At 40.3% G+C, this 23,325-nt stretch carries 21 protein-coding genes and 2 tRNA genes; 7 read left to right on the top strand and 16 right to left on the bottom strand.

What is annotated here, in order from left to right; translation table 11 throughout:
* Positions 1-72: 72 nt before the first annotated feature.
* Positions 73-1,335, top strand: a complete 1,263-nt coding sequence (glgC, locus tag EOK74_RS14010) for a glucose-1-phosphate adenylyltransferase (protein WP_133470649.1) — start codon at positions 73-75, stop codon at positions 1,333-1,335.
* A gap of 75 nt (positions 1,336-1,410) precedes the next feature.
* Here the strand turns inward: glgC and EOK74_RS14005 are convergent, their stop codons facing one another.
* Positions 1,411-2,307, bottom strand: a complete 897-nt coding sequence (locus EOK74_RS14005) for an alpha/beta fold hydrolase (RefSeq protein WP_239024121.1) — start codon at positions 2,305-2,307, stop codon at positions 1,411-1,413.
* A 145-nt stretch (positions 2,308-2,452) separates the two neighbouring features.
* Here EOK74_RS14005 and EOK74_RS14000 point away from each other — a divergent pair, with 145 nt between their 5' ends.
* Positions 2,453-3,265 carry a thioesterase family protein gene (locus tag EOK74_RS14000; RefSeq protein WP_239024120.1) on the top strand — a complete coding sequence of 271 codons (813 nt, stop codon included), beginning with the start codon at positions 2,453-2,455 and terminating at the stop codon, positions 3,263-3,265.
* Positions 3,266-3,271: 6 nt separating this feature from the next.
* On the opposite strand, the gene EOK74_RS13995 is transcribed toward EOK74_RS14000, so the two are convergent.
* The 15 genes from EOK74_RS13995 to aspS form a co-directional block, all read right to left on the bottom strand.
* Positions 3,272-4,114, bottom strand: coding sequence for an HDOD domain-containing protein (locus EOK74_RS13995; protein ID WP_133470648.1), 843 nt, complete (start codon positions 4,112-4,114; stop codon positions 3,272-3,274).
* 499 nt (positions 4,115-4,613) lie between these two features.
* A tRNA-Lys gene (locus EOK74_RS13990) sits at positions 4,614-4,689 on the bottom strand.
* Positions 4,690-4,732: 43 nt separating this feature from the next.
* Positions 4,733-4,808, bottom strand: a tRNA-Lys gene (locus EOK74_RS13985).
* Between the two features lie 168 nt (positions 4,809-4,976).
* Entirely contained in the window at positions 4,977-5,726 is a 750-nt protein-coding gene (ybgF, locus tag EOK74_RS13980; RefSeq protein WP_133470647.1) for a tol-pal system protein YbgF, read from the bottom strand.
* Between the two features lie 12 nt (positions 5,727-5,738).
* On the bottom strand, positions 5,739-6,299 hold the full coding sequence (gene pal / locus EOK74_RS13975) for a peptidoglycan-associated lipoprotein Pal (protein WP_133470646.1): 561 nt from the start codon (positions 6,297-6,299) through the stop codon (positions 5,739-5,741).
* A gap of 46 nt (positions 6,300-6,345) precedes the next feature.
* Positions 6,346-7,659, bottom strand: coding sequence for a Tol-Pal system beta propeller repeat protein TolB (gene tolB, locus EOK74_RS13970; protein ID WP_239024119.1), 1,314 nt, complete (start codon positions 7,657-7,659; stop codon positions 6,346-6,348).
* Between the two features lie 44 nt (positions 7,660-7,703).
* Positions 7,704-8,594 (bottom strand): cell envelope integrity protein TolA, encoded by an 891-nt coding sequence (gene tolA / locus EOK74_RS13965; RefSeq protein WP_133470644.1) that lies wholly within the window; start codon positions 8,592-8,594, stop codon positions 7,704-7,706.
* Positions 8,595-8,601: 7 nt separating this feature from the next.
* The gene (gene tolR / locus EOK74_RS13960; RefSeq protein WP_133470643.1) at positions 8,602-9,024 is read right to left on the bottom strand and encodes a protein TolR; all 423 of its coding nucleotides are present in this window, start codon (positions 9,022-9,024) and stop codon (positions 8,602-8,604) included.
* Positions 9,025-9,035: 11 nt separating this feature from the next.
* The gene (tolQ, locus tag EOK74_RS13955) at positions 9,036-9,737 is read right to left on the bottom strand and encodes a protein TolQ (protein WP_133470642.1); all 702 of its coding nucleotides are present in this window, start codon (positions 9,735-9,737) and stop codon (positions 9,036-9,038) included.
* On the bottom strand, positions 9,727-10,128 hold the full coding sequence (ybgC, locus tag EOK74_RS13950) for a tol-pal system-associated acyl-CoA thioesterase (RefSeq protein WP_133470641.1): 402 nt from the start codon (positions 10,126-10,128) through the stop codon (positions 9,727-9,729). Before ybgC ends, tolQ begins: the two co-directional genes overlap by 11 nt.
* Positions 10,129-10,737: 609 nt before the next feature.
* Positions 10,738-11,745, bottom strand: coding sequence for a Holliday junction branch migration DNA helicase RuvB (gene ruvB, locus EOK74_RS13945; protein ID WP_133470640.1), 1,008 nt, complete (start codon positions 11,743-11,745; stop codon positions 10,738-10,740).
* A 61-nt stretch (positions 11,746-11,806) separates the two neighbouring features.
* Complete coding sequence (ruvA, locus tag EOK74_RS13940) at positions 11,807-12,433, bottom strand: Holliday junction branch migration protein RuvA (protein ID WP_133470639.1); 627 nt, start codon at positions 12,431-12,433, stop codon at positions 11,807-11,809.
* Positions 12,434-12,458: 25 nt separating this feature from the next.
* Positions 12,459-12,980, bottom strand: coding sequence for a crossover junction endodeoxyribonuclease RuvC (gene ruvC / locus EOK74_RS13935; protein ID WP_133470638.1), 522 nt, complete (start codon positions 12,978-12,980; stop codon positions 12,459-12,461).
* A gap of 48 nt (positions 12,981-13,028) precedes the next feature.
* Positions 13,029-13,475, bottom strand: a complete 447-nt coding sequence (gene nudB / locus EOK74_RS13930; protein ID WP_133470637.1) for a dihydroneopterin triphosphate diphosphatase — start codon at positions 13,473-13,475, stop codon at positions 13,029-13,031.
* 12 nt (positions 13,476-13,487) lie between these two features.
* Positions 13,488-15,269: an aspartate--tRNA ligase gene (gene aspS / locus EOK74_RS13925; RefSeq protein WP_133470636.1), complete on the bottom strand. Its 1,782-nt coding sequence runs from the start codon at positions 15,267-15,269 to the stop codon at positions 13,488-13,490.
* 179 nt (positions 15,270-15,448) lie between these two features.
* Here aspS and EOK74_RS13920 point away from each other — a divergent pair, with 179 nt between their 5' ends.
* The 5 genes from EOK74_RS13920 (at position 15,449) to EOK74_RS13900 (ending at position 23,042) form a co-directional block, all read left to right on the top strand.
* Positions 15,449-16,330 (top strand): ABC transporter ATP-binding protein, encoded by an 882-nt coding sequence (locus EOK74_RS13920; protein WP_133470635.1) that lies wholly within the window; start codon positions 15,449-15,451, stop codon positions 16,328-16,330.
* A 12-nt stretch (positions 16,331-16,342) separates the two neighbouring features.
* Entirely contained in the window at positions 16,343-19,900 is a 3,558-nt protein-coding gene (locus EOK74_RS13915; RefSeq protein WP_133470634.1) for an ABC transporter permease/M1 family aminopeptidase, read from the top strand.
* 651 nt (positions 19,901-20,551) lie between these two features.
* On the top strand, positions 20,552-21,361 hold the full coding sequence (locus tag EOK74_RS13910) for an acyl-CoA thioester hydrolase/BAAT C-terminal domain-containing protein (RefSeq protein WP_133470633.1): 810 nt from the start codon (positions 20,552-20,554) through the stop codon (positions 21,359-21,361).
* A 258-nt stretch (positions 21,362-21,619) separates the two neighbouring features.
* The gene (locus EOK74_RS21210; RefSeq protein WP_166638776.1) at positions 21,620-21,835 is read left to right on the top strand and encodes a YecA family protein; all 216 of its coding nucleotides are present in this window, start codon (positions 21,620-21,622) and stop codon (positions 21,833-21,835) included.
* A 508-nt stretch (positions 21,836-22,343) separates the two neighbouring features.
* Complete coding sequence (locus EOK74_RS13900) at positions 22,344-23,042, top strand: hypothetical protein (protein WP_133470632.1); 699 nt, start codon at positions 22,344-22,346, stop codon at positions 23,040-23,042.
* The last annotated feature ends 283 nt before the right edge of the window (positions 23,043-23,325 follow it).

The following is a 23,325-nucleotide window of genomic DNA, read 5'->3' as shown; positions in this document are numbered from 1 at the left end:
GTACTCAACAAAGGTAGTAATGGATTAAGTACATATTTTACAAACACCCTTAATTTTGATGGAGCACGACTTATGGCAAAACAACCATCTCGCTATATTAGTAATTTAACACGTGACACTTATGCACTTATTTTAGCGGGAGGACGAGGCTCAAGACTCTATGAGCTAACTAATTGGCGAGCCAAACCAGCGCTATACTTTGGTGGTAAATTTCGCATCATCGACTTCCCTCTATCTAATTGTATCAACTCAGGTATTCGCAACGTTGGAGTCGTGACTCAATACAAATCTCATTCACTAATACGCCACCTTGTTCGAGGTTGGGGTCATTTTAAAAAAGAACTTGGTGAGTCTGTTGAAATACTGCCAGCTTCACAACGCTTCTCAGATAACTGGTATGAGGGCACAGCAGACGCTGTTTTTCAGAATATCGATATTATTCGAGACGAGCTGCCTAAGTTTGTAATGGTTTTGTCTGGAGACCATATTTATAGAATGGATTACGGTAATTTACTTGCTCAACATTCAGAATCAGGGGCTAAAATGACTGTTTGCTGCATGCCAGTCCCCTTAGAAGAAGCAGCCGGGCAATTTGGCGTTATGTCAGTTGATGAAAACTACAAAATAATTGGCTTCGAAGAAAAACCAGAGCACCCTACCCCACTGCCAGATGATCCAACTAAATGCTTGGCTTCTATGGGCAACTACGTTTTTGATACTGAATTTTTATTTGACCAACTTAAAGTAGATGCCGACAACTTAGGCTCAGAGCGAGACTTCGGAAAAGATATTATTCCTGCTATTCTCGAAGAGCATGATGTCTATGCATTTCCATTTAGAAGTGACGAGGATAACGAGGCTTACTGGCGTGATGTTGGAACCATAGACTCTTTCTGGCAAGCTAATATGGAAATGGTGTCTCCGGTTCCTGCACTTAATCTTTATGATAAAAAATGGCCCATTTGGACTTATCAAGAACAGCTTCCTCCAGCCAAGTTTGTCTGGGAAGACGAGGACAGGTTGGGCGCAGCAATCAATTCAGTGGTTTCAGGTGGCTGCATAATCTCTGGCGCCACACTAAGGCGAAGTCTGTGTTTCTCAAACGTTCGAGTACATTCCTATAGTGAGGTTGAAGACTCAGTTATCCTGCCTGAAGTCGTCGTTAACCGTAATTGTAAAATCCGCAAAGCTATCATCGACAGGGGTTGTGAAGTACCTGAAGGTATGGTCATTGGCCATAACCGTGATGATGATTTAGCTAGAGGTTTTAGAGTCTCAGATAAAGGAGTAGTTTTAGTAACCCGAGAGATGCTCGGCCTCAAAGTAGGCTTTTAATCAATTAAAAAAGCCGCTGTCATGAAGTGACCCCCAATAATTGGTATGTCCAACTAATGGGGGTCACTTCAGTCATTAGCGGCTTTTGGTTTTGTATTCTTGTTCCCACTGCAAGAGTTTCTCGTTAATAATATTAGCTACCTTAAGAGGTTGTTCTAAAGGAAACATATGGCCTCCTTTTCTCAGTACTTGTTGCTCAGCACCGGTATTTTTTAAAAATGAAGAAAGGAAAAATGTTGAATTGAGTTCACTTTTTTCACCACTAATAAGTAACGTAGGTACCTTCAACCGTTTGTAATATTTATGAATATTATCAGGCACATTCCGATAAATTTCAGTTTCTATATTTACATCATAGTTAAGCTGTAAATGGCCCTCTTTTTCTGTAATTGCGGACGCCACATAATCCTGAACACATTCTTTTTCAAAATTCTTAAACAACGCTTTAGCTTGAAAGTAAGCTACCAAGTCAGTACCTAATGGCCAACTCTTGCAGCGATTTTTAGATTTTCCTGCTGGGGTAAATCGATCCGTCTGGCCAAATAATTTCATTGCCTTAAAAAGTAAACTAGCCATACCCGAGGCAATGGGCGGATCGAGCATGATCAATCCTTTAACCAAATCAGGTCTTTCACATGCAACCATAAAAGACACCACGGCTCCCATTGAATGCCCCACAAGATAAACAGGTTTACACACATGGCTTTCCAAATGATGAACTAACTCTAAATTAAGATTTGCGAAGTTTGCATTTACAGGAAAAGATTCAGAGTGAGCAAACTTAGGCAAACCAAACACTTCTATATCATCAGCCAATCCATCAAACAAACGTCTATAACTCCCCACAGGAAAACCGTTTGCATGGGAAAAATGTATTGAAATAGTAGGATTTGAAACCAAGATATAAGCGCCTTTAAATAATTTATGTAATCTGAGCCATGGTAATGCTGTGACATTGATAATATCAAGCAACTCCAGTATATTTTTTGCAAATATAACAATAACTTATGCCCTATCATAACGATATGAAATTGTGACTTCAGCATGAAAAACTATGATAATCACTATAGAGTAACTAAAACGTTACTTATACAAATCGACTTTCAAACACGGACAAATGATGCACATAGACAGCTTTTTTGATTCTATTAAAAATCAAATAGAACAAAACACAACCGAAATACAACTCACATTAGACAAGTCTTGGACACAAGGGAGAACCATATACGGCGGTGTATCAGCAGCCTTAATATATAAGGCTATTCGAGAAAGTATCCCGCCAGAAAATCTAATGAGATCTTTTAACACCGCATTTATTGGTCCACTAGAAGCGAATAAAGAATTTACCATACAGGTTGAAATATTGAGACAAGGTAAAAATGTCACCCAGGCTATGGGCAGGATCATTCAAAATGGAAACACAGCGGTTCTCAGTCAGGCTAGCTTTGGCGTAAATAGGCAATCAAAGATACGTGTCCACAATAACTTGGAGCATGGTTTAGAAGGTCCAATAAAGGCAAACTTTCTGCCAGCTATTCCTAAAGTGACCCCTAAATTTATTAGTCAGTTTGAATTAGCCAAAACCGATGGAGGCTGGCCTTTTACTGGCAATAAAAACAGCCATACTTTTGGTCGAATGCGGTTTAAGGTTGCTCCTAAAGCGTTTACAGAAGCTCATCTAGTGAGTTTGATTGATGTGTGGCCCCCAACCGTTTTACAGCAGTTAAAATGGCCTGCAGCAGCTAGTACAGTGAATTGGAATTTAGAGTTTATTCACCCACACCAACAATTTAACCCCACCGACTGGTTTGTATACAAAGCTAAAACCCGACATGCTCAAGATGGGTATGCTAATACAGAAGCAGAAGTTTGGGATAGTAGTGGAGCTTTAGTTGCGTTAAGCAGGCAAACGGTAGCGATATTCGCCTAATCCGCTTTAAAATAATGCGAATGACGACGGGCTAAACAAGGCTAAAGCACTCATAAGCTGTAAATTACTAAAATCTACAGCATTATCTATGCTTTCTTTATCCAAGTTTAAAACACCATACATTTCAGGGGTTACGCCATCAAATCTAGAGAAATGCTCATTATTAATGTTATTTAGTGCCAACAAGTATCCTAGTTGAATGACTTGTTGTTCTTGAGTCATAGGTTCCTGCTGGGCACCATGTGTAGACTCTACTATGCGAACTATATCTGAGGGTATTCCCCAAAGTTCGAGCAAACGACTAGAGATATCAACATAAGAAAACCCTAGATGTTGTTTTTGCTGTTGCAATGGACGTTTAGAAGAAATATCCATGCATTTCTTGGCGCTCTCTGGATTTAATTGCACCATTACCAGCTCACCTAAATTATGCAATAACCCACACACAAATAGCTTTTCCGGCTCTTTTAGTCCAAGTTCATCCGCTAAGTATTTACACAACAACCCACAAAAAACTGACTCTTCCCAATACTTATCTAAATCGATTACATCAGTTGCGATATCTTTAAAGGCGCTAGCAACACCATAAGCTAGCACCAAATCATAAATAGAATGTGTGCCAATTACCTGAATGGCTTTAGATACAGTCGTTATAGTATTTGGAAACTTATAGAGAGCACTATTCGATATTTTCAAGACTTGGGTCATTATGGCAGGATCATAATTTATGACCTCTGCAATATCATCCAAAGAAGCAGCATCATCATCGATTAATTGTTTAATTTTAATAACCGCTTCTGGTAAAACAAATATATCACCAGCATTGTCTACGTAATCTTGTAAATCCATCTATCTTCTTCGTTGCAGAGTGTCCGATTAATTGTAAATGAAGAATGCTTCAAGTTCATGTCTAAACAAAGATTACAGGTATATTAATTAATACTAGCCAAATATTTATAGAGAATAATAGTTACCAAGTTTAATGATACTCATACAGTTAGGCATTTTATTCTAGACGCTCTAGCTCTCTCATACTCAGTCAGTGTTACAAAACTATAATTGGATTCAGATAAAAACTGCATAAAGCGCTAAAGGTCGCTTTATCATGTTATCTAGTAAGTTATGAAGCTTCAAAAATGATGGTGGGGGATAACGGAAGTTTTAGGAACGAAGTTCCGCTCCGCTTTTCAATAAGACAAGGATGTCTTATTTGGGTGCCGATCATCATGGGCGCATAATTGATTTGCCTCAAAGTGAATTTACCACGCTGATCCTCATCCGGCACGACTTACGTCAATAACTTTGAATATTGATTTGTATTGATAACTTTGAGGAAAACTTAGAAAGATGGTGGGTCGTGCTGGATTCGAACCAGCGACCAATTGATTAAAAGTCAACTGCTCTACCAACTGAGCTAACGACCCATCTAATTGAAAACTTTACATAAACGCGGTGAGATTTGGAAAGTGGTGGGTCGTGCTGGATTCGAACCAGCGACCAATTGATTAAAAGTCAACTGCTCTACCAACTGAGCTAACGACCCTTTTTCCGTTCGCCTCACTGCGAAGGCGGCATATAATACTCAATTGAAAATTCTGTGCAAGCCTAAAATTAATTTATTTTAATAATTTCAACTGTTTGCTGAAAAAGCGAACGATACTTGTATAAAGAATGAAACATTGGCGCTAATTAATAGTTTAGCGCACAATTTTTATAGACTATTTAACCTCTTGCTCGCCAACTTTGCCGAAGAAGAGTCTGGGAATTCGCTCATTAATTGTTCCCATAATTGTTTAGCTCTAGCTGCATTTGATCTTTCTAGTTCCGTAATCCCAAGCTTTAACAAAGCATCCGCTCTTTTATTAGAGTCTGGATAATTACTAACTAGCGACTGAAATTGCTCACCGGCCCCTACCCAATCTTGTTTATTAAACAATACTTGACCTAACCAATATCGCGCATTTGGCACATAGTCAGAAGTAGGATAATTTTGTAAAAATGCCTCAAACTCTAGAATAGCTTGGTCATACAGGCGATCTTTTAATATTAGGTTAACCGCTTTATCGTAAGCTTCGTTATCACTTCCAGATATCGGAGTAGCAACACTAGGCGTATCGAGCTGCGTGGCCACAGTGGCAACCTGTGTACTTGGTTGAGCCTTTACTTCTTCAATACGTTTATCAATTTCAAGGTACAACTCACGCTGCCGCTCTAAGATTTTCTCTAATTGATAACTTTGAACTTCAATTGCACCACGAAGCTCACTCACTTCGCTTTGTAACAGGTCCAATTGTTCTTGTTGACGATGTTGAGCTTGAGTACGAGACGCAAACTTTCTTTCTAGTTCCACAAGACGTTGTTTATCACTACTGTCATTTACATCTGCCACAGGCGCAGGAGCCGCAATAACTGCGGCTCCGTATAGCCCTAGCAAACTTAGCGCTAAGGTGCGTTTTATCATGTTTAAAATCTACTATTGGTAAACTAATACACCACGACGGTTTTCTGCGAAAGCCGCTGCAGTACTGTAATAATTAACTGGCTTTTCTTCACCATAAGAAACAACAGAAATTTGCGAAGAGCTTACACCTGCATTTAATAGATAAGTCTGAACTGATTTGGCTCGAGACTCACCTAAAGCAATATTATACTCTGGTGTACCACGGCTATCTGTATGACCTTCAATAACAACAGATTGGCTGCTATTTTTAACTAAAAATGCGGCATGTAAATCTAATACTGAATAAAACTCAGGCTTTATACTAGCGCGGTCAAAGTCAAAATAAACAGTTTGGCTTTCTTGCAACTCATCCAATTGCTTTTTCATTTCTTCTTCAGGTGACATTAAAGGCGCTACAGTTCCGGTTTGAACTTTTGCATCTTCTGCAGCTTGGGCATCAGCGGCTGCTTGCTCTTGTGCGATTCTCGCTTGCTCAGCGGCTAAAGCTTCGTCTTCACTTGTTGATGAACAAGCCATTAAGGTCACAACAGGTAAAGCTATGATTAAACCTTTAAAAATTTTATTAAGCTGCATTCTTTTTATTCCTATTTTTATCGAATTTAAATTATATATCTCAAAGCTACAGTAAAAACGGCGACCAACTTGGTGCCTTTACTTGTCCATCGGCTGCTGGTAGACGAGCCTTAAATCTTCCATCAAGGGAGACCAAAGACAAAACTTGTTTTCCTTGATGCAATGTACTGTATATGATCATACTTCCATTTGGAGCAATACTTGGCGATTCATCTAAATAAGTTTTGGTTAAAACCATTAGATCCCCACTATCAAGATCTTGCCTTGCAATATGATAGTTGCCTCGGGTTCGATTCACCATCACCATCTGCTCGCCATTAGGGGTTACCGTACCACCTAAATTCATTTCGCCATCAAACGTTAGGCGTCGAACCTTGTTCGTAGCTAAATTTACTCGATATATCTGAGGTTTACCACCCCGTTCTGAACTAAATATCAATCCTTTACTATCAGGCAACCAACTAGGTTCAGTATCTATCGCCCTATTATTTGTGAGTCTGCGAATATGTTTACTCGCTATATCCATAACATATAATTCGGGATTGCCATCTTTAGACAATACTAAAGCTAGCTTTTTACCATCAGGTGAAAATTTTGGCGAACCATTTATTCCAGGAAAGCTGGTCATTTGAGTACGGCTCATGGTGTAGATATCTTGGATATAAATCTGTGGTCGCTTATTCTCAAAACTAACATAAGCAAGCTTAGTCCCATCAGGAGACCAAGAAGGTGACATCAATGGCTCTTTCGAACGTAACAACACAGTTTCATTAACACCATCATAGTCAGATACTACCAATTGATATGGAAACTCATGTGCTTGCCTATCTCTTACCAATACATAGGCAATCCGGGTCATAAAGGCCCCTTTTTCACCCGTAAGCTTTTCATAAACCACATCACTAATTCTATGGGAGTATTGTCTAAATTCGTTTCCTGAAATAGTTGATCTTCTGGTTTCTAATATGTGCTCACTACTGCTAACTAATTTTCCACCCACTAGAACTTGTGAATCACCACCGGTAATTTGCCCACGTAGTACATCAATTAACTCATAAGATACTGTATATCTATCAATGCCAGCGAGTTCGATAGTGCCCACCAAAACGGCTTCAACACCTTTTGCAGCCCAAGCACTATAATCAACCTCTGCGTCAGTAGCAGGATACTGAGGCATATCTATTGCCTTAATAGGATTAAATTTACCACTACGGCGTAAATCGGCACCAATTACTTCAGTAAGTTTTTCAGGCATTACACCGTCGCCAACCCACTTAAACGGCACAATACCTATAGGTCTTGATGTATCAACCCCTTCAGTAATGACAATCTCCAGGGCAGAGAAACTGTTAAAACTCATTAGGGAAAATAATAAAGGAAGGAGTACAACTCTAAGTTTGGGCATTACAATTTTGGCTCTACAGTTAAGTTAATATCACGTAATTGTTGATTTACGTCCGCTTCTTTTGAAACTGGCAATGTATCTGATTTATATACAGCTGCTTTAGCGGCACGGCATAAAATAGCATTACCACCTAATTCAGTAACTTGTATTACTAACCCATTCGATGCTAAACGAATATTTAAGCGACAAGAATTACCTTTCATAGAATCATCTACTATCAAGTTTCGTTCAATAGTCTGTTTGATTAACGCTTGGTACTTTTGAACTTCAGACAAGACTTGCTTATTTCGTATTTGCTGTCTTGCAGCTTGTTCTGCTTGTAACTGCTCTTCTAAAAGTTTTTGTTGCTCTGCTTGTTCTTTTTCTTGTTGCCGTTTTCTTTCTAATTCTTTTAAAGCCGCTTCTTCTTTTTCACGCTTTTCTTTTGCTTTACGTGCAAGTTCATCGGCTTTTTTCTTTTCTAATTCTTTGCGCTTTCGCTCAGCTTCGAGCTTTTCAGCTTTAGCTTTTTCTTGTTTCTGTCTTTCTCGGGCGGCAGCGGCAGCTTGTTCTGCTTTCTTTTTATTTTGCTCTTGTTGACGGGCCTGCTTCTTTAATTCAGATACTTCAGACTCTTGCTGCTTTCGCTTTCTTTCAGCCTCGGCAGCTCTGCGTTCTAAATCTTTAACCCTTTGCTCTTCTTTTTGTTGCTGAGCCTTCTTCTGGTCTTTTATTTTTTGAACCTGTTGTTGTAATTGCTGTTCATCTACTGCCTTAGCTTCAATAATTGGTGCGGGGGCAGAATACTCTGGAGTTTCCTTAGATGAAGAAAAGTCAGCACTCACCCACACCATAAACAACACAGCTAAGTGCAGCAAAAAGGACAATGAAAAACTAGTGGAAAGGTTCATTGCTAGCCTAATTCTCCGGTGGAGTCGTCATTAATCCCACTGACGGCGCGCCAGCTCTTTGTAACAACACCATCAATTGAACGACTTCACTATAGGGCACAGCACCGTCACCTCTAACAACTACAGGTATATCGGGTTCAACTTGTAATTGTGCAGCTACTAAAGTGGCTAGGTCGACCGCAGACATGGGTTCATCCTGGGTATCTCCCACATTTAAGAAATATTGGCCTTGGGCATCTACCGACGCCACAATCGGAGGCTTAGCTTCTTCATCTAAAGGTTGCGAATCAGCTTTCGGTAAATCTACCTTTACACCCTGGGTGATTAAGGGAGCGGTTACCATAAAGATAATCAACAATACCAACATTACATCGATATAAGGAACAACATTAATCTCAGAGACTGGGCGTCTACGTTTTCTTACATACATAGTTTAACTACCTATCCAGCAGCTTGGTTAGTTTCGGCACTAGATGACAAGGCTTGTCTATGCAAAATACTTGAAAATTCTTCCATAAAATTGCCATAGCTATTTTCAAGTTTCTCTACTTGATGACTGAAACGGTTGTAGGCAATTACAGCTGGAATGGCAGCAAATAATCCCATCGCGGTTGCAATCAATGCTTCAGCAATACCTGGAGCCACCATAGCTAAGGTTGCTTGTTGTTGGCCACCTAATGCAATAAACGAATTCATTATGCCCCAAACTGTCCCAAACAAACCAATGTAGGGGCTAATTGAACCAGTTGTGGCCAAAAACGGTAAGCGACTTTCTAAACTATCTATTTCTCTCGATAAAGAAACACGCATGGCACGGGATGTACCTTCCATAATGGCATCTGCTGGAGTGGATGAACTCTTTCGCAATTTCACAAACTCTTTAAAGCCAGAACAGAACATACTAGCCATCCCCCCTACAGTTTCTCGGGCAGCTAGTTCTTGATAAAATTTATTTAAATCAACGCCAGACCAAAATTTGTCTTCAAATTTCTTCATTTCACTACGAGCAGCATTCAAAGCTCGACTGCGCTCAATAATAAAAGCCCAAGATGCGATAGATGCAATAATCAACAACAACATAACCAGTTGAACTAGTAAACTAGCTTCTAAAATCAGATCGATAAAAGATAACTCAGATGACACGTGAAAATTCCCCTAATATTTTTTCTGGAATGGCTTGTGGTTTCATATTTAATATATTTACACAGGCGACTCGTATTAAAGCACTAACCAAAGGTTTATTGGCTGGGCTGATGATGATTTGTTTAAACACTAAACTGGCACGCTTCAATTCTACTATTTCGGTTTGAATACTCAACAATTCATTGAACCTTGCAGGGGCGTGATTATCCATTTCGACCCGTTTGACGACAAAACCCACAGAATGTTCCAAAAGAATATCTTGTTCTGTCCCCATTGCTCTCAACCACTCTGTTCTGGCCCTTTCCATAAACTTTAAATAGTTAGCATAATAAACAATGCCACCAGCATCTGTATCTTCGTAATAAACACGAATTTTATGTTCAAAGCTCATTTTATTTTCAACTTTTTAATGTCAATAATCTAGCAACTAAAAAAACTTTTCGAATCGAGATTAACTATCAATATTTAATAGTTATGCTACCAACTAATAAATATACAACCCCTTAAAATCACCTTACAGCAACTTAAAAAACCATATTAATCATATAATTACCTGTAAAAGCAAAAATCGCAGGTTAAAAACATCTATTAACTCACATTAACATAGTGAATAAACATTCAAGCTAGGCTAATACCCATTAACTTTACTAGAATCTTTTTAGAATCAGAAAAAATAATAGAACAATAAATAACCAGAATAAAAAACCCTTTAAAATCAAAAAGATAAAATAGATATACGCCTAAAGTCTAACATCCATTTATTTTGAAAAACTAACTCATTAGTTTTTCTAATGCCTAATATCAATTTTATTCAGTTGTACAAACCTCAATAACTCTTAGAATAGCACCTGTTCTTAGAGCTACAGAGTAATTTAGACGCCAAACGGTTGAAAAGTGAAAATAGTTTTTTGACATGTTCCTTGGATTTATTCCCTTTAACTAATTTTTTAGTTGCTTGCCCACACTTTGTGTGGGCTTTTTTTTTGCCTAAAAATAAGCGTTAATCTGGAGTATAATCTATTCCAAAATGCAAGAATGCTCGCTGTGAAGCTATGCGTCCTCTCGGAGTACGCTGCAGAAAACCTTGTTGAATTAAAAACGGCTCTATTACATCTTCTATGGTGTCACGCTCTTCACCAATAGCTGCGGCTAAGTTATCTAAACCTACTGGACCGCCCATAAATTTTTCAATAATGGCTAATAGTAATTTCCGGTCCATGTAATCAAACCCTTCTTTATCTACGTCTAACATATCTAAAGCTTGTGCCGCCACGCCAGCCGTGATCTTGCCATCTGCTTTTACTTCAGCGAAATCTCGCACTCGGCGTAATAAACGGTTACTGATTCTTGGAGTTCCCCGTGAGCGTTTGGCCACTTCAAAGGCCCCTTCTTCTTCCATAGTTAAATCTAAATAACTGGCGGAGCGTTTTACAATTTGAGTTAAGTCTTTAACATTATAAAATTCTAGGCGCTGTACTATGCCAAAACGATCTCTAAGTGGAGACGTCAAAGAGCCCGCTCTTGTGGTTGCGCCAATTAAGGTAAAAGGGGGTAATTCCAATTTAATTGAACGTGCCGCTGGCCCTTCACCAATCATAATATCGAGTTGATAATCTTCCATGGCAGGATACAAGATTTCTTCTACTACAGGGCTTAGGCGATGTATTTCATCAATAAACAATACATCGTTTTCTTCTAGATTGGTTAACAATGCCGCTAAATCACCGGCTTTTTCTAAAACAGGGCCAGAGGTGGTTTTAATATTCACCCCCATTTCATTAGCCACTATGTTAGCCAAAGTAGTTTTACCTAAACCCGGGGGACCAAAAATTAATAGATGATCGAGCGCATCACTACGCTTTCTGGCGGCTTCTATAAAGATTTCCATTTGTGAGCAGACATGATCTTGCCCAGTATAATCAACCAGCATTTTAGGTCGAATGGCACGGTCAACCACTTCATCTTCATGGCTGGCTGTGGGTTTTATAATGCGGTCTGCTTCAATCATTGTGACTTATTATTAGCTTTAGTGTTTTTTTATACAGTATCAAATTTATTGCCTGCCGTCTCTAATTTGCCATAGCTCGCAACGCTTCTCTTATGAGTACTTCACTGCTCATATCTTCTTGGTGCACAGAATTAATCACTTTGGTGGCTTGCGGTGCTTTATATCCTAAAGCAATTAACGCACTTAAGGCTTCTTCTTTAGCATCGGTACGTTGTACAAAGGTGTTTTCAACAGGTAAATCTGGGGTTAAGTGCACGGTTTCTGCATAGCCTTGTTCTTTGGCTAGTTTGCTTAACCTATCACGCATTTCAATGACTAAACGTTCTGCAGTCTTTTTACCCACTCCAGGCAATTTAGTTAGTCCAGTCACATCTTCCATACTTACACATTGCATAAATTGCAGAGCATTCATACCAGACAAAATGGTTAGCGCTAGTTTTGGCCCCACACCACTGGCTTTAATTAACTCACGAAAAACCGCTCGCTCTTGTTTATTGGCAAATCCAAATAACAGCTGAGCGTCTTCACGGGTCACAAAGTGAATACAGATATTCGCTTCTTGACCAATTTCTGGTAACTGATAAAAACTGGTCATGGGCACATGCACTTCGTAGCCCACGCCACCGGCTTCGATAAGTATTTCAGGAGGCTGTTTTTCAAGTAAGATACCGCGAAGGTTACCTATCATGGTGTTTCCTTATTTGTTTTTATGACTAACGCAGGCGACCGCGTACGGTTTTTGAGGCTTGACCAGACATTTTAATTAAACTCTGTTGGGTATGATTGTGGCATAAAGCCACTGCTAATGCGTCTGCTGCATCAGCTTGAGGTTTGGCAGCTAGGTTTAATAAGTAGGTCACCATATGCTGTACCTGTGATTTATCAGCGCTACCTTTACCCACAACCGACTGCTTAATTTGCCTCGCAGAATATTCTGCCACCGGTAAATCAAAAGTGGTAGCGGCAACAATAGCCGCCCCTCTGGCTTGCCCTAGCTTAAGAGCTGAATCAGGATTTTTCGCCATAAAGACTTGCTCAATAGCGAATTCATTTGGCTGAAATTGATGAATAATTTCACTCACGCCATCAAAAATTTGCTTGAGCCTACCTGCAAGCTCATCACCTTGAACGCGAATACAGCCACTGGCTACATACTCAGACTTTTGCCCGACTTTTTTAATTACCCCATAACCCGTAATACGGGAGCCGGGGTCAATTCCTAAAATTAAAGCCATTAGGCAAACACTCGGAATAGACAGTTAGAATAGGTGAATATTAATAAATTAGTTTGCATCTGGCACATACAATGAGATTGCTTCACGATTGGTATCAGACCAGACCTTTTCCATTGCAGCTTGTTTATCTAACCAAAAATAAGCTGAGTGCTCGGTAAGTATAACAGCTTGATCGTTGGCAACTTCCACAGCAAACACATACTCGGTATTAAAAGGGGTATTTGGAGGGTACCTGTGTTTCCACATATCCCGTATTTCGTAGGTATTTATTTTTTGGCAGTCTCGAAGCTGATAACCATTATTGGTGATATCAATACCCGTCTCTTCTAAGACTTCTCGCATGGCAGTCTCAAAGGGTTGTTCACCCTCTTCAAGGGTACCTGTGACAGATTGCCAAAACGCGGGGTCATCATTACGCTGCATCACCAATACCTGCCCAGCTTTGTTGTATACAACCGTAAGGGCAGATTTTGGGATGCGGTAAGGTGATGTCATCTCAGCTAAAACTTAATCAGTTTTACTTTCTTTTTCTTTTTTCTCAATAACCGTGCGGATAGACAACTCTTTAAGTTGATCTGGGTTAGCTTCACCCGGTGCATCGGTTAATGGGCAAGCCGCGGTAGTGGTTTTAGGGAACGCCATAACATCACGAATAGACGTAGCGCCAGTCATCAGCATTACCATACGGTCTAAACCAAAGGCCAAGCCAGCATGGGGCGGAGCACCAAATTTAAGGGCTTCTAGTAAGAACCCAAATTTCATCTCGGCTTCTTCATCGCTAATACCTAGTAACTTAAACACACAGGCTTGCATCTCTTGATTATGAATACGAACCGAACCACCACCTAACTCACAGCCATTTAATACCATGTCGTATGCATTAGACAAGGCACCAGCTGGGTTAGCCGCTAACTCTTCTGGGGTCATATCACGTGGTGCAGTAAAGGGATGGTGTAACGCATAAAACTGGCCATCAACTTCCTCAAACATTGGGAAGTCAACCACCCATAGAGGCTTCCACTCGCCTTCTAGTAAGTCTAAGTCTTCACCTAGTTTTAATCTAAGTGCGCCTAGCGCTTCGGTTACTACTGTATTGGTGTCGGCACCAAATAATAAAATATCGCCACTTTGTGCGCCTGCGCGCTCAACAATGCCTTTAGCTACGTCTTCATTTAAGAACTTAAGAATTGGCGACTGAAGGCCTTCCATACCTGCATCAAGGTCGTTGATTTTCATCCACGCTAGGCCTTTAGCACCATAAATGCCAACAAACTTACCGTAGTCATCAATTTGTTTACGAGACAATTTAGCTCCGCCCGGTACACGTATTACTGCAACACGACCTTTCGCATCGTTTGCTGGGCCCGAGAACACCTTAAACTCAACGTCTTTCAGTAAATCTGCCACATCAGTTAATTCTAATGGGTTACGTAAGTCTGGCTTATCGCTACCAAAACGACGCATCGCATCGGCGTATGTCATACTTGGGAAATCACCCAAATCAACATTAAGCATTTTTTGGAACAAGTCACGCACCAAACCTTCGGTAATAGACATCACACCATCTGCATCTAAAAAGGTGGTTTCGATATCAATTTGGGTGAATTCTGGTTGACGATCAGCACGTAAATCTTCATCTCGGAAACATTTTACGATTTGATAATATTTGTCCATACCAGACATCATCAACAACTGCTTAAACAACTGAGGTGACTGCGGCAAAGCAAAGAACTGACCTTTGTGAGTTCGACTAGGCACCAAGTAATCACGGGCCCCTTCAGGTGTAGCTTTGGTCAAAATAGGCGTTTCGATATCTAAAAAGCCATCGCCTTCTAGGTAATTACGTACATTACTGGTGACTTTAGCTCTAAATTTAAGTCTGTCGCTCATCAAGGGGCGGCGCAAATCTAAATAACGATACTTTAAACGTTGCTCTTCAGAGTTTTCTTGATTCCAATCTAAAGGTAGCGGCGCAGCTTTATTTAAGATAGTCAAAGACTTACCCAGCATTTCAATTTCGCCGGTAGACATATCTTTATTTACTTGGCCTTCGGGACGAGCTCTCACTAATCCAGTCAACTGCACGCAGAACTCATTACGTAAACTATTTGCTACGTCAAATACCTCGACTAAATCAGGATCAAACACCACTTGAACCACACCTTCGCGGTCTCGTAAATCAAGAAAGATAACACCGCCCAAATCACGGCTACGATTAACCCAACCACACAAGGTGACAGTTTGTCCGATATAAGAAGAATTGATGTTGCCACAATAGTCTGTGCGCATGAAAAACGACCTCTAAAAAGCGTAAAAATTGATAAAATTTAAGGCCGCGTAGTATATACCGAATACGGCACCCTCTAAAATAAAATATTGGTTTTCGTAAGAAAATGTTGCATCTATAGACTAATGCTTAGTATTTCGTCATATTTAAATTGATAAAAAACAATAACAGGGAACACGACATGCTAAAAATCACTAACGTAACCAAAACCTATGACAATGGTGTAAAAGCCTTAAATGGTGTAAATCTAGATATTCCAAAAGGAATGTTTGGATTACTTGGCCCAAATGGAGCCGGTAAATCCAGTTTAATGCGAACCATTTCTACCCTGCAGCAGCCAGACACAGGCACAATCCAATTTGATGGTACCGATGTTCTCAGCCAACCCAACGAATTACGTAAACGTTTAGGCTATTTACCTCAAGATTTTGGAGTTTACCCTAGGGTTAACGCCTATGACTTATTAGATCACCTCGCCATTTTAAAAGGCATAGCCAATAAAGGGGAGCGTAAAGAAGCGGTAGATGGACTGCTGGCTCACACCAATTTGTTTCAACATCGTAAAAAAGCGGTAAGTGGATTTTCTGGTGGTATGCGCCAGCGTTTTGGCATTGCCCAAGCACTATTAGGCGACCCAGACTTAATTATTGTTGATGAGCCCACAGCAGGCCTAGACCCTGAAGAGCGTAACCGCTTTCATAATTTATTGGTCACCTTAGGTGAAGAAAAAGTCATCATTTTATCTACCCATATCGTAGATGATGTATCAGAGCTTTGTTCAAACATGGCTGTACTGGGCAGCGGTCAAATTTTATTACAAGGCAACCCCATTGAGGTTACCGAAAAGCTAACGGGACAAATTTGGCGCAAAACCGTATCAATAGATGAAGCGGCAGAGCTTGAAAGCACGCTTCCGGTTATTTCAAAACGCCTATTTGCAGGCCGCACGGTTTTAAATGTCATGGCAGCAGAAGCACCAGAAGGGTTTGAAGCTACCCCAGCTACCTTAGAAGACGTGTACTTTTCTACTTTGCACAGCTCTCGTTCAAACCAAGCAGCATAAGGAAGCGCAATCATGTTTAGCCAAATGTTAGGTTTTGAATGGCGTTATTTTACCCGCCAGCCCTCGTTTATTGTGACCTGCTTAGTGTTTTTTCTGTTACCTTTTTTAGCCATTACCATAGACCAAGTGCAAATTGGCTCAGGTGGTAATGTACTGTTTAACAGCCCCTTTGCTGTCACCCAAATTCTATTAATTTTAAGTGTGTTTGGCATGTTTATGGTGGTGAATTTTGTATCGGGTACCGCCACCCGTAACCACACATCATTCATGTCTGAAATCATTTATACCAAACCTATTAAACCCTTTAGTTACAACCTAGGGCGTTTTTTAGGGGCATATCTTATATGTCTAACGGTATTTGCTATGGTGCCTTTAGGTACATTTATTGGCACCTTAATGCCATGGGTAGACGGCGAACGCATTGGCCCCAATAGCCTAATGATGTACCTACAACCTTTTTTAATATTCTCTACTACCACCATTTTTGTTGTAGCAGCTTTGTTTTATGCAGTCACCAACCTATTTAGAAACATGATGGCGGGTTATATCTGTGCACTAGGGTTGTTTATACTTTATGTAGTCGCTGGGCAGGTCTTTAACGAACCCGAACAGCGCACTATTCGTGCCTTACTTGACCCATTTGGGCTCAATTCATTTCGTGAATATGCAAGATATTGGACTGCCTTTGAAAAGAACGCCTTAATGGTTTCTTTAGGTGGTGCGGTATTACAAAATAGGCTGTTATGGGTGGCCGTGGGCGGTTTTATATTACTAGCTGGAGGCGGCTTGTTTAAACCCTTAAACTTAACGCCAAATAAAGCCAGCAAAAAAGCACGCAAAGAAAACGCCAGTGTCATTCCTAAAACCATTAATATTGCCATTAAGTCTACAGCAGACAATGGGTTTTCACAGTTTATCACTCGTACTAAATTTGAGATAAAACAAGTGATGTTCAGCCCTGCATTTGCGGTGTTGTTACTATTCTCTGCATTTCAATTAGTGGCGAGTTTTTTCAATATAAACGGTGTTTATGGCTCTCCAAATTGGCCCTTAACTCAAACCTTAGTGCAAATCATCATAGGCGCATTTTCGCTTATGACCATAATTGTAATTACTTACTACACAGCAGAAGTAGTATGGCGTGAACGCAACGTAGGCATGGGCGATATTGTAGACAGCATGCCCGTGCACAATGTCACCTTTTGGCTATCTAAACTCATAGCTGTGATGTTAGTGATTGTGTCTTTACATTTTGTAGGCATGGCCCTTGCCATCATCAAACAACTGTTAAGTGGCTACGAAAACATCGAGTTTGGTCAATACCTAATAAGCCTTTTATATTTTGGCGTGCTGCCATTTTGCTTAACCATAGTATTAGCCTTTTTGATTCAAGTACTCAGCCCTAATAAGTACGTGGGTATGCTAATTTTTGTTGGCTACATATTTGTGTCTATTGTGTTTCCGCAAATAGGCATAGAACATAATATGTTCAATTTTGCAGCCGCCCCTACCCTGCAATACTCAGGATTAAACGGCTATGGCTGGTTTATGCAAACCCAAAATTGGTACATGTTGTACTGGTCAGCCTTAGCGGTAGTGCTAAGTGTGCTGAGTTATGGCTTATGGAAGCGAGGCCCGCAAACCTCGTTAAAACAACGTTTTAGCTTATTAAATTATCAACTAGGCACTCAAGGTAAGAGTATTGCTGCAGTAGCTTTAGTGGTATTTATTAGTAGCGGTGCTTACATTCATTACAACACCAAAGTATTGAATACCTTTTATAGCCAAGACGACACCTTAAATACCCAAGCAGATTACGAAAAAGACTTCGTTGAATTTCGTGATGCCCCTATACCAACCATAGTGAGTGTTGATGCCGCTATTGATATATTCCCTGAAAGTAGGCGCATAGATGCCAACGCCAAAGTAAAAGTCATTAACCGCACTAACACACCTATCACGCGATTTTTAGTGAATATTCCACAGCACACTAAAGCCTATACCGTTGACATACCCGGTGGCACCTTAGGTGAAATCGACAGTAAATATAATGTGGGTTGGTATGAACTCAGCGAGCCACTTGCCCCTAACGAAGAAAGGCAAGGCACTATAACGGTATCTAGGTACCACAATGGCTTTAAAGACAGAGGTGAAGACAGCACCTTAGTCAAAAACGGCACCTTTATTAATAACTTTACCTTGTTCCCGTCTTTTGGTTTTAATGAGGATTACCGCATTACTGATCAGCATGAAAGACGCAAACGGGATTTACCGCCATTGCAGCGAGCCTATAAACTAGAAGACACCTCACGTTATACCGAAAGCTTTTTTGGTAAGGGAGTCGAGTTTATTGACTTTAGCGCCACTGTATCCACCAGCGCCGATCAATTTGCTATTGTGCCTGGGTATTTACAAAAAGAATGGCAAGAAAACGGACGCAACTATTACAGGTACGAAATGGATGCCCCTATGGTTAACTTCTTCAGTATTATGTCTGCCAAACTTGAAAGTAAAAAGGTTGAATATAAAGGCATAAGCATTGAAGTTTACTACCATAAAGATCATCACTGGAACATAGACCGAATGATAGAGTCTAGCCAAGACTCACTCGATTATTTTCAACAAGCATTTGGCCCCTACCAGCACAAGCAATTAAGGATCATTGAGTTTCCGGGTTACCGCAGTTTTGCACAAAGCTTTGCGAATACTGTGCCTTACTCAGAAAACATAGGCTTTATAACCGACCTGCGAGATCCTGAAAACATTGACCCTGTTTACTACGTGACTGCTCACGAAGTCGCTCACCAATGGTGGGGCCACCAGCTTAATGCTGCCAATGTACAAGGCAGCGCAATTTTGTCTGAAAGCCTATCTCAGTACAGCGCGTTAATGGTGATGAAACAAAAATACGGTGAAACAAAACTCCGTAAATTCTTAACCCACGAGCTAGACCGGTACCTACAAGGCCGCAGCGCAGAACGTATTGAAGAAATGCCATTGCTGCGCTCTGAAAACCAGCAATATATTCATTATCAAAAAGGCTCGGTTGTGATGATGGCGCTAGTCAACAAGCTAGGTGAAACTCGACTTAATCAGGCACTACAAGCCTTGCTAAATGAATATAAATTTAGAGAAGACTTGTACCCCACCACACTTGATTTAGTCAGGCATTTAAACGCAGTAGCTACGGTAGAAGAGCAAGCTTATATTCAAGACTTGTTTTCGCAGATCACCATCTACGACCTACAAGCCAAAGAAATATCACAGGCAACCGATGAAAACGGACAAACCACAGTATTGTTCACCGTATCGGCCCAACAGTTTGCAGCAGACGGCAAAGGTAAAGAAACCGAACAGCCCTTCTCACAAGAAGTAGAGATAGTGCTATTTAGTGACGACCCCAACAACTTTGCAGCCGACAATAAGGTGATTTACAAAGGCCTACATACCATTGAAAGTGGAGACACCACCATTGAATTAACGGTTGATGAAGTCCCCAACTACGCGGGCATAGACCCATTCGTACGCTTTATTGACCGCGACACAGGTAACAACATCATTAAGTTGTAACCGTAACTAAGCCCAAAAATCAAAGCCCTCAAAATTGAGGGCTTTTTTGTATAAAAATCTCGTGAACTTTAGGCAATATAAAAGCCAAGTAACCTTTTAATCCCATGTCATTCCCCAATGGTTAAAAGCGACAAGGCCTGACCTTCAGGAGTGAGGTTCAATAAAGTATCGGTATGTGTAAACAATAGTTAAAACTTTAAACGGGATAATGTCACTGCAACAAATAGTAAGCCACTATAAATCAATATCTTACAAGTTTAATTTAACTCTGACCCTGATAATTTGCCATGCCAGATGAACGTGTATGCAAACAACAGTTCTTGAATTGCATACGGATTTACATCCTATGTATCATCGAAATTTGTGGTGTCAGCGAATAAACCATCTGCGGATTATTTTGGAAAATGAATAAGATTGGTTATGATTAATCAGCCTTATTCACATACCATACAGCCTTACATGAGGGTGTTACAACAAAGCACTTAAAAGGTACCAATGAAAATATGAACATTTCAAAGCGTAAAAAGTAAATCAACGGTTCTGCTCCGCCGGTTCCATAAACTATTAACTCTGTTATTTGATAATTAGCGCTGAGGAATTAGCGAATGTATCCTATCTACTATCAATGGACCTTATTAAATAGACTTCGCTATGCCCTATAAACAAATAACATGTTTTTTATTGTTAGCCTGCAACACTTTTATTGCAAACGCTAAGGTTAGTTTTGTAACTACTGATTTACAAACAGAACAAATTAGCGCCACATTGTATATACCAAAACAATCAGGAAAAATGTCTGCGGTGATAGTGCTGGGAGGTTCGAGTGGACATCGTAATACAGTTTACCCTGAACTGTTGGCTGCCCATGGGATTGTTGCCATGAGTTTAGCTTATTTTCGATCTCAGGGCTTACCAAATACATTAGATGAAATACCGATAGAAACAGTGAGCGATGCCTTAGATTATTTACAAAATCACCCACAAGTTAATACCAATAATTTGGGTATTCTAGGCGTATCACGCGGCTCAGAGTTAGCATTTCTTAGTGCAACAAACGATCCCAGAATCACCGCTGTGGCTGGTATAGTTCCTTCATCGGTTGCTTGGCATGGTCAAATTAGCCCCCATGCGTGGACTATTAAAGGGAAGCCTTTACCCTCGGTTACTTTTCCTCGCCAATCTGAAGAGAGTATTTATGAGCGGTCTACAGCAGCATTAACTCAAAATTCAGCTTCTTATGCCCAATTTCAATTCGAAAAAATCAATGGTTCTCTTTTATTAATTTCAGCAAAAAATGACCATATTTGGCCTTCATCCCTCATGGCCAATAAGATAATGACCTATCTTAAGCAGCATAACTTTACACACTCAACTTACCACCTGTCTGTCAATGACAATCATTTTATTGATCAAAAAACACGAGATGGATATGCACAACTTTTAGTTGACCACTTCAGGTAAAGTAAAGGCTACCTAGACACCCTGAATTAAGCAGCTTCTTCCAAATCAATCGAATAACTCCTGCTGCGCGACTTAGTTACCACATCACATACACGTTATGAATAAGCCATTTTGCTGATACTTTAAAGGTGGAAGAGCAGTGGGAAGCCACCTAAGATGGACATCGGCGAAGCCGATGTTACGGTGATGACTAGTCGTTAAACATTAACTCGATATCAACCGCTCTGACCCTGACGATTTAAAGCAAGAAAATGTATTGTGATTGGTGTAAAACATTATGATGATAAAAAGCACACTAAACTATTCAATACAGCCGACTACATAGAGTTCGATTGGGTATATGATGAAACAAGCGAGCAAGTTTTGGCTAATATCCCTAAAGCAAAGATAACAAAAAAAATTGGTCGCAATGAGCTATGTATTTGCGGAAGTGGAAAGAAATTTAAGAAATGTTGTATCAATCGAATTCAGTAACTAAGTGTCTATTGTTTAACTCAGATACGGTTTTGGTAAAGAAGTGCCATTTGCTGTTTATTTGTTTTTACAACAGCAGTGAAATCTGCCATTCAAATTTCTGCTCTTGACTGTGTAATCCTTTCGATTTAACAATTCGTTTGGTCCGCTTTGGGCGTGAAGCAGAAGCAACCACTCAAAAGTGAGGAATGACTGCAATTGGCACTGAGGCGACGGACGGCTTTGAGCGAAAAGCGGACATACGATTAAGTAGCGGTGACGATCACCTATACTGAGGAAGCAGACGGTGACATCGTCCCTTCTATTCTCCGTCATTCCCGCCTTCGCGGGAATGACGTGTAATATCTTGGAAATCCTCTCCATCCATGCTGCTAAAAAATTCAATAGATACATATACTTTTAATCCAAAACAGCGTTTATCCTGTTAATCTGTTGTTTGTCTGAATATGCAAGACGCAATGACACATTTAGTGGACACTGCTTCTCACCTTAGTTGAGGAAAATGTGTATGCGAATTAAAAATAGTACGGTCATGATAGGTCTCGTATTTACGCTGGTCTTTTCATTACAGAGCGCAGCGAAAACAAGAGATTTAGTAATAGGTAAAGATCATGTAATTGATATTTTGCTTCTAACCTTAAAAGAAGAAGGCAGAACTTATCAAAAAGCCTATTTTGAAGATATTGGTCCATTGGGAAGCCAACTTGGCTACACAGCGAATACGTTTTTTAATGTCGTGCGAAAACCCATTAGCGGTATGTATTCCCCAAGAGTTTTAGCCGTTGGAAGTTGGCCGGGAGACTGGCAGGACCGGCAAAAACGGTTCGCTGAGCTTTTGGTTTTGGCTCCGGACATACGCTCTCGAAGATTAGATATTTGGTCTACGTTCAATATGGTTAACTTCGAAGTAAAACAAGATATTAATATTCGTTTCGACCCAGAGCAAATCTATGTGTTTGGTGCATACTGGACAGGCGATACCAATTTTGCCACTGAACTTAAACTCGCTATTGAAAAGGCTGGCGGCAGTGCTGAATTAAGCGCCGACTCAGTTACTTCCATGTTTGGTTATCAACGTTCACCAGATGTGACCTTAATTAGCCGATGGAGTAGTCAGAAGGCCTTTGATTCCTTTTACAAAAGCTTCAAAGCAAAACTTAACGCAACCGTTGAATATTCAAGCGAGTTTTATCTCGAAGTTGATTGAGCATTAGCTAGTCGCCCTCTGCTAGCGTCTTTTTTCTTGCCATTTATCGAGGGGCGGAATCGTTCGTTCAAAGCCTGCTTTAATCGAACAGAATGCGTTAAATTAAGGAACGTCTTACGTCAGCAATATCGTATCAGCTGAGGTTCCGGCTCGAAGGTGTGAGTGAAGGCAATTTGCTGCAAAATGCAGATACCTTCGGGTTAACTTAACTTCTGCATACTGCTATAAGCACCAGTTCAGATGAATGTGGGTGAACGGCAGTAAATGGCACTGAGGCGACGGA

This window comes from Paraglaciecola marina, from assembly GCF_004360155.1.
GTDB lineage: Bacteria > Pseudomonadota > Gammaproteobacteria > Enterobacterales > Alteromonadaceae > Paraglaciecola > Paraglaciecola marina.
This window is presented reverse-complemented; position numbering and strand designations above follow the sequence as displayed.